Here is a 7,032-nt window from a genome sequence, read left to right as displayed (position 1 = left end):
TTCATTGAGTTGATACCAACGACTTGACCGGCCAAGTTTACCAATGGGCCACCTGAATTTCCGGGATTAATTGCCGCGTCCGTTTGGATAACCGTGGCCTTACCGAGTGAATCACCATTCTCATTTGTGGCATCGACTTCACGCTTCGTTGCTGAAATGATTCCTTCTGTCACTGACGTCGCATACTCTGATCCCAATGGTGACCCGATGGCCAAAACTGATTGTCCCGGCTCAATCTTACTTGAGTTAGCAAAGTCAGCTACCTCTGATACCTTGCTTGCATTAATCTTCAACACAGCCAAATCAGTTTGCTCATCAGTACCAACCAACGTCGCCGTCAGCTTAGTCCCATCGCTCAACAAGACTTGCAACGCGTTTGACCCTGAAACCACGTGGTTGTTCGTGACGATATAAGCCGTGTTACCATCCTTCTTGTAAACCACTCCTGATCCCTCAGAAGCCGTTTGAAGGTCTGATGAATCTGTTGACTTGCTATCACTTGACGATGACTCATCACCACCAAACAACCCACCAAATAATGAGCCGCTGTCTGAAAGTGATTGTTGCTTTTGCAAGTTAATCACTGACACAACTGCGCCCGACACCTTGTTAAAGGCCTTCGTTGCATCAGATTCGCCCTTCACGTTCGAGTTACTTACCTTCACCGGTGTCGTCTTACCAGTCGTAACTGTTGAAAAAGTGCCGGCATTATTCAGGTAAGTTACGCCACCAGCAGCGGCACCACCGCCGACTAGCCCGGCAACAATCCCGATAATTGCTATTTTTGTGGTTGATGTCTTTTTCATACTTTTCTCTCGCTTATCTCCGTTGTCCATGGTTATTCCCCTCCATGTCTATTTTCCGATTATTGTACCGTAATTATAGAAATAAACCCTTTAAGACGGCTTAAGGTCGCTAATTTAGACCTCGAACAATTTCGTCGCAACCGCTGGATCCGTATCAAATAAATTAAAATCATGGTTAACACCAAAGTCATGTTCTTCCAATACTTGCTGGACCGTCAAATGTGCCAATGGCTTTTGGTTGTTTTCTTGACTCAAGTGCCCCAAATAAACATTTTTAGTCCGATCACCCAAAATTTCGGTCAATGCTAAGGCACCATCTTCATTTGATAAGTGTCCTTGATCGCTCAAAATACGTTGCTTCAATGACCAAGCGTAACCACCCATCCGTAACATTTCATAATCGTGATTCGCTTCCATCAAAATCGCATCGGCATTACGGATTGTCCCAGCAATGCGATCATTCACATAACCCGTATCAGTTAACATAGCGAACGTTTTATTATTGTGATGAAACGCATAGAACTGTGGATCAGCCGCATCGTGCGACACGCTGAAACTCTCGACGTCTAAATCACCAAATAACTTCGTATCCCCCGCTTCAAACAGGTTCATTTGTTCTGGCTTTGCCTTACCAATTTTACCGGCCATCGCATCCCATGTTTTGGCATTAGCATAAATATCAAACCCGTATTTACGAGCTAAAACACCAACACCCGCAATATGATCGCTATGTTCGTGTGTCACAAACAATGCATCAACATCCTGTAACGATCGCCCAATTTGGGACATTAGGCCATCAATCTTTTTACCTGATAACCCTGCGTCCACCAACACCTTATGCGTGGGGGTTTCAATATAGGTCACATTTCCTTGGCTACCCGAAGCCAACATTGACACACTAAATTCACTTGCCACTTTGTGCATCCCCTATCTTAATCGTATTTATCACCTGTTAAAAAACGCCACACGACAAAAATGTCATGTGGCGTTTCGTCATTAACTATTCTAACACGTGATTATTTCATCAATGAGCCATTTAGCGCATTGACCCGTAAAATTGTCGTTTCATCAGAAGGGTCTGTTACTGAAAAAATCCAAGCTGGTACAAAAATAATATCACCATGCACCGTCGTCAATGGTGAATACCCCAGCTCACTCCAGTTAACCGTGCCATTATTAGGAATCTCATTGTACTGATATGCCCCAATTAACGCTTTCTCTTCCGAAATCAAACTTGTTGAGTCACGCAGCACCTGTGGATTTTCAACATAACTTTGCGTATAGCTCTTTAATTCATGATTTGCGGTGAGCACAAATCTAATTTGCGCCCGTTGCGACATGAACGACCGTGAATCAGAAATCTTCTGGGCATAAACCACAACGTCCGACTCTGTCGAGGTTTTGTTAGCATACTCCGTTAACTTCGCATCATAGCGATACTGCGACCCGGCAATAACCTTGCGTGGATCGTTAACAATCTTATCAATTGCTTTGCGCACGTCTGCACGTGACTTCCCTAGATTAATCGTGCGACTAGGCGTAACGGTTAATTGATCATTCGTCAGCTTCGCATCCCACGTCTTGCTTAATGTCGATAACCGATCTCGCAAAAACGTCTCGCCACTCTTACCGGCAAGATAGAAACCCGTCTTCTCAGTTTGACCAAGTTTACCAACCTTAATGCCATCATTTCGCATCTCAGTGAGAATACTTTCTGATGACGTTGGATTGGAAGCAGGCTGATGTAATTGAAACCATTGCACAGCTAAAAAAATATCAATCACCACAAACACAGCCAGAAAAGTCGCTAATATCTTTTTAAAATCCATTAGTCGTCGCCCTCCTGTTGCGCATCAGCAATCGCATCCTTCACCGCTTGCCATTTGTCGCCGACCTCAAAGTACCACTCAGGCTGCAAAGTCACCACATTTTCAGTCGTGTCAGACACCCAACGATAACCATATGCTAAATCAACAACTTGTTTCTTACTAATGCCAATATCCGCTAATTGTTTGTAAACTGCAGCGGAATCAGAAAGCGTGGCCCGCGAATCATTGTCCGCTGGTAGTGGCACCTGAAGCGAGTACTGTGAAAAATCAATTTCTTCGTGTCGCACATCATGTTGTTTAATTTGAACCGTTCCATACGTCGTTTGGTTATAAATCGGTAACCCGTTCACGTATAATCGGTACGTTAAATTACGGCCCATATCGTGGCTCTCAAAGAAATAAATGTTATCCGGAATCTGATGAATGCGGACTAACCAATCGTAGCCCATTCGCATTCGCTCATTGAAGTCATCGCCGACATTATCAACGTCATAGGCGTCAAAGTGTACCACACCGCTGTTCGTATTCAATGTCATTTGTCGTGATGACCCATCATTATACGTTAGGATATCTCCCTTACGCGTTGCACTCGGTGTGGTCGTGCCAGCAAATAGCGAAGACAAATAATTATTTGTCCCATTCGTCTCCATTAGATAACTATACGAACGTAGCGACACATCTGATAACGTATCCGTCAAAAGATGCTTGCCGTTTAACCGGTACGCCACTGGCACAGTTTCAGAGCTCATTTTAAAGGAAGCCATCGTCTTAGCAGCAGAGGTCACCTTGTAACGATAAACCACGCGTTTTTTATCATCAAAAAACGCTACCGTATTCGCATCACCCATCGGCACGCGAATACGACTAATCTCAGCATTCGTCGGCAAATCTAAATCACCGCTCAGCATGTCATCCACAATGTTACCCGCAACCGCATCTGGAAATGCCATTACCATTGTGTTTGATTGTGCCAAAGCTTTCAGATAACCCTTATTCGATAACCGTTCCTTCTTATCAAACGTCATCTGCCAATCCGCTAACCGTTTAATCATCTTAGTCGTTGTTGGTCGGTAGTCCACAACCATGTATTGTCCATCTTTTTGGTTATACACCAGTTGATCTAAATCATACAGTCCGGTCACTGACTTGGCCGCCACAACCTGCTTAGTGGCATCCGCATCCGACGCGTTTTTCAAATCACGCCCTGGACTTCGCCACAAACCAACCGACAAAATTAAACTTACTAAAATTGCAAGTATCAACGCCGTGACAAGGCCGAAACGGCGCATCAACACCTTCAAACGAAAATGTAGACGATTAATCATCCCATTCTCCGTCATCCCACTCATCATCAGTAGGATCGTATGGTTCATATGGCAATGAAATCGAGAACGTCGAGCCCTGTCCCTCAGCCGATTCTACCCAAATCCGGCCGCCAAAACGTTCAATAATTTCCTTTGAAATTGCCAATCCCAGTCCCGTACCACCTTGGGCACGCGAACGCGCTTTATCCACACGGAAGAAACGATCAAAAATGTGACCCAAGTCTTTTTTAGGAATTCCCAAACCTTGGTCTGTGATACTCAACACAACTTCCTTCTGATTATCAATCATCCGGGCCGTTACCACACCACCATCTGGTGAATACTTAATAGCATTATTCATAATGTTATCAATTACCTGGGTGAACTTAGACGTATCTAACTCAACCCAGATTTGCACCTTTGGAATTTCACGTTTAATCGTGTAGTACTTTTCAGGTTTATCATCGTTCGCAATAATCATGTCGAAACGATTCAAAATATAATTAAACAACTCACCCACGTTAACATATTCTGTTTCAAGCTTCATTGTGCCTGAATCCATCCGTGATAACTCAAGCAAATCATTAATCATATGAATCATACGGGTCGTTTCATCTTGTGCAACCGCCAAGAAATTGCGCGCCACTTCAGGATCATCAATCGCACCCTCTTGCAACGCATCAACGTATGACTTCACAGACGTCAACGGCGTCCGTAACTCGTGTGACACGTTTGAAACGAATTGCCGACGCTCCAATTCAATTCGCTGCTGTTCTGTGACGTCATGCAGCACAATGACCAGCCCTGAAATAAAGCCTGACGCGCGTTGTATCAAACTAAAGTACGCTCGAATAATCAATTGACGCTCATCCGTACTGAAATCAAGCAATAATTCTTCTTGATTATCAAGCAATTCACGCAAATTATAACGATCTGATATTTGCAGAACTTCCAGAATCGATTGCCCCATCGCAACCGTGCTGTCATCAATTCCTGTCATCTGCAGTGCTGCCGTATTAATGATGTTGATGCTACCACGACGATCAGTTGCAATAACCCCATCCGTCATGTGTTCCAGCACCGAATCCAATCGACGACGTTCAAACTCTGTCGAATTCGTTGTTTCTTCAATTCGAACAGCCAAGGCGTTAACATTTTCAGCCAGTTGGCCAATCTCATCATTTGAGCGAACTAAAATACCACCCGAATAATCACCTTGCGCAATACGAGTTGTTCGATCATTAATTTCCGCAATTGGCTTCGTTAAGCTACGTGAGATAATAACCGCCATCACGACACCTAGCATCACGGCCAGCAACGACGCAGAGAAGTAAATCAGTGAAATATGATTCAGATTGTCATAAACCGTCTCTAAACTAGCCCGAACCTCAACAACCCCAACGATGTTACTTTCGCCTGCTGATGAACTAACCAGTGGCTTTACCATCACTTGGTACCGTGTGCCCGAACGCTGCTCAACCGGATTCTTGGTATATTTACCGCCAGCCAACGCTGCTTTCACATTGGCATCCGTCGTTTTTTGACCCACTTCGTCTTGATTATTAATATCACTTGTGCCACGTACAATCCCTGAGGAGTCAACAACTGTAATCTCAGAAATTGACGCATTATTCACCGATGTCAAAATCGTGTGAATATCCGCATTCACTTTTGTCTGATCACTACTTGTTAATTGTTGTGTTAATGAATCATTAACATATGCCGGTAAAGCAATTTGGGTTCGGAAACTCGCCAGGTTTTGTTGTTCCAAACGCTTTACGAAAAAGGCACCAACTAACTCAAGTGTCACCAACAACGTGAGCGTAAATACTAATGCAATCTTAAAATGGATCGACGAGAAAAAACGTCGCCACTTCTTCGGCTCTTGCATATCTTCAGCCATTAAAATCTCCCACTTTGACTAAAAAAGGCTAATGCCATGCCAATCGGCAGGGCATCAGCCTGTTACGTACGTTATTTATAGTAGCTAACAGCCACTCTATCGAATGTTTAGTTATTATTCTTCAGACGCCTTCAAATAGTAACCAACACCACGTCGCGTCATCAAAATTTGTGGGTGACTTGGTGTTTCTTCAATCTTTTCGCGAATTCGACGAACCGTAACGTCAACCGTGCGCACGTCCCCAAAGTAATCGTAGCCCCAAACCGTTTGCAACAAGTCATCACGCGTCATCACTTGACCAATGTGCTTAGCCAAGTGGTGCAACAATTCAAATTCGCGGTGTGTTAATTCGATATCTTGACCATTCTTAGATACCATGTAAGCATCCGGGTGAATCGTCAAAGCACCAATCTTAATATCACCACTGTCATCCATCACATTTTGACCGACAACTGGCGTCTGACGACGTAGGTTTGCTTTAATACGCGCCAACAACTCACGATTTGAGAATGGCTTCGTCACGTAATCGTCCGCCCCCATCTCCAAACCAAGCACTTTGTCAATTTCTGAGTCCTTAGCAGTCACCATAATAACTGGTGTCTGTGACTTCGTACGAATTTGACGCAACACTTCGGTTCCTTCAAGTTCAGGCAACATCTGATCCAGCAACACTAAATCAGGATCTTCACTTTCAAATAGATCTAACGCTTCACGACCATCCATGGCCACGACAACGTCATATCCTTCTTTTGTCAAATTAAACTTAATAATATCTGAAATTGGTTTTTCGTCATCAACGACTAAAATTTTACTCATTAGTTTTCATCCTCCCAGTGGCGGGTCTCTGGTAATAATTATATCATGTTACAGCGTTTTCGTAACTTTTCAGACGATTTTCGTAACTTTCTAGTCATACAATTCATTTTTTGCGCAAAAAGGGGGTTGCAAAACATTCATAGACTTGGTAAGATAGTTTCTGTTGTTGAGGCAACGGCATAGAAATATGGGCAGATAGCTCAGTTGGTAGAGCAACGGACTCTTAATCCGTGGGTCCAGGGTTCGAGCCCCTGTCTGCCCATCCCATAAACCACTAGGTCATTTGATCTAGTGGTTTTCTTTTTTGCAATAATTATTCCCATAGTTAGATAAGCAGCTCGTTTACCATCGCCTTCATCAATCGGCTACAAACC

6 protein-coding genes and 1 tRNA gene are annotated in these 7,032 nt (G+C 43.7%); 1 reads left to right on the top strand and 6 read right to left on the bottom strand.

The features are described 5' to 3' along the window. The 6 genes from WEIDD23_RS14545 to yycF all read right to left on the bottom strand — a co-directional run. Positions 1 to 836, bottom strand: an 836-nt coding sequence (locus WEIDD23_RS14545) for a S1C family serine protease (protein ID WP_242865436.1), incomplete at its 3' end; no start/stop codon positions are given. Between the two features lie 84 nt (positions 837 to 920). Further along, a complete protein-coding gene (locus tag WEIDD23_RS05240) occupies positions 921 to 1,721 on the bottom strand; it encodes an MBL fold metallo-hydrolase (RefSeq protein WP_010372065.1) in 801 nt (266 codons plus the stop codon). 101 nt (positions 1,722 to 1,822) lie between these two features. Further along, positions 1,823 to 2,635, bottom strand: a complete 813-nt coding sequence (yycI, locus tag WEIDD23_RS05235) for a two-component system regulatory protein YycI (RefSeq protein WP_062358816.1) — start codon at positions 2,633 to 2,635, stop codon at positions 1,823 to 1,825. After that, a complete protein-coding gene (gene yycH / locus WEIDD23_RS05230) occupies positions 2,635 to 3,960 on the bottom strand; it encodes a two-component system activity regulator YycH (protein ID WP_010372070.1) in 1,326 nt (441 codons plus the stop codon). Before yycH ends, yycI begins: the two co-directional genes overlap by 1 nt. Continuing rightward, complete coding sequence (walK, locus tag WEIDD23_RS05225) at positions 3,953 to 5,830, bottom strand: cell wall metabolism sensor histidine kinase WalK (RefSeq protein ID WP_029237457.1); 1,878 nt, start codon at positions 5,828 to 5,830, stop codon at positions 3,953 to 3,955. The genes yycH and walK overlap by 8 nt, the downstream gene beginning before the upstream one ends. A 126-nt stretch (positions 5,831 to 5,956) precedes the next feature. Beyond that, positions 5,957 to 6,658, bottom strand: coding sequence for a response regulator YycF (yycF, locus tag WEIDD23_RS05220; protein ID WP_010372075.1), 702 nt, complete (start codon positions 6,656 to 6,658; stop codon positions 5,957 to 5,959). A 189-nt stretch (positions 6,659 to 6,847) separates the two neighbouring features. On the opposite strand from yycF, the gene WEIDD23_RS05215 reads away from it, so the two are divergent. Then, positions 6,848 to 6,920 (top strand) — tRNA-Lys (locus tag WEIDD23_RS05215). Positions 6,921 to 7,032 lie beyond the last annotated feature (112 nt).

It is taken from the genome of Weissella sp. DD23, from assembly GCF_001579105.1.
Taxonomy (GTDB): domain Bacteria; phylum Bacillota; class Bacilli; order Lactobacillales; family Lactobacillaceae; genus Weissella; species Weissella cibaria.
Note: the sequence above shows the minus strand (reverse complement) of the source record. Positions and strands in the feature narration are given on the sequence as shown.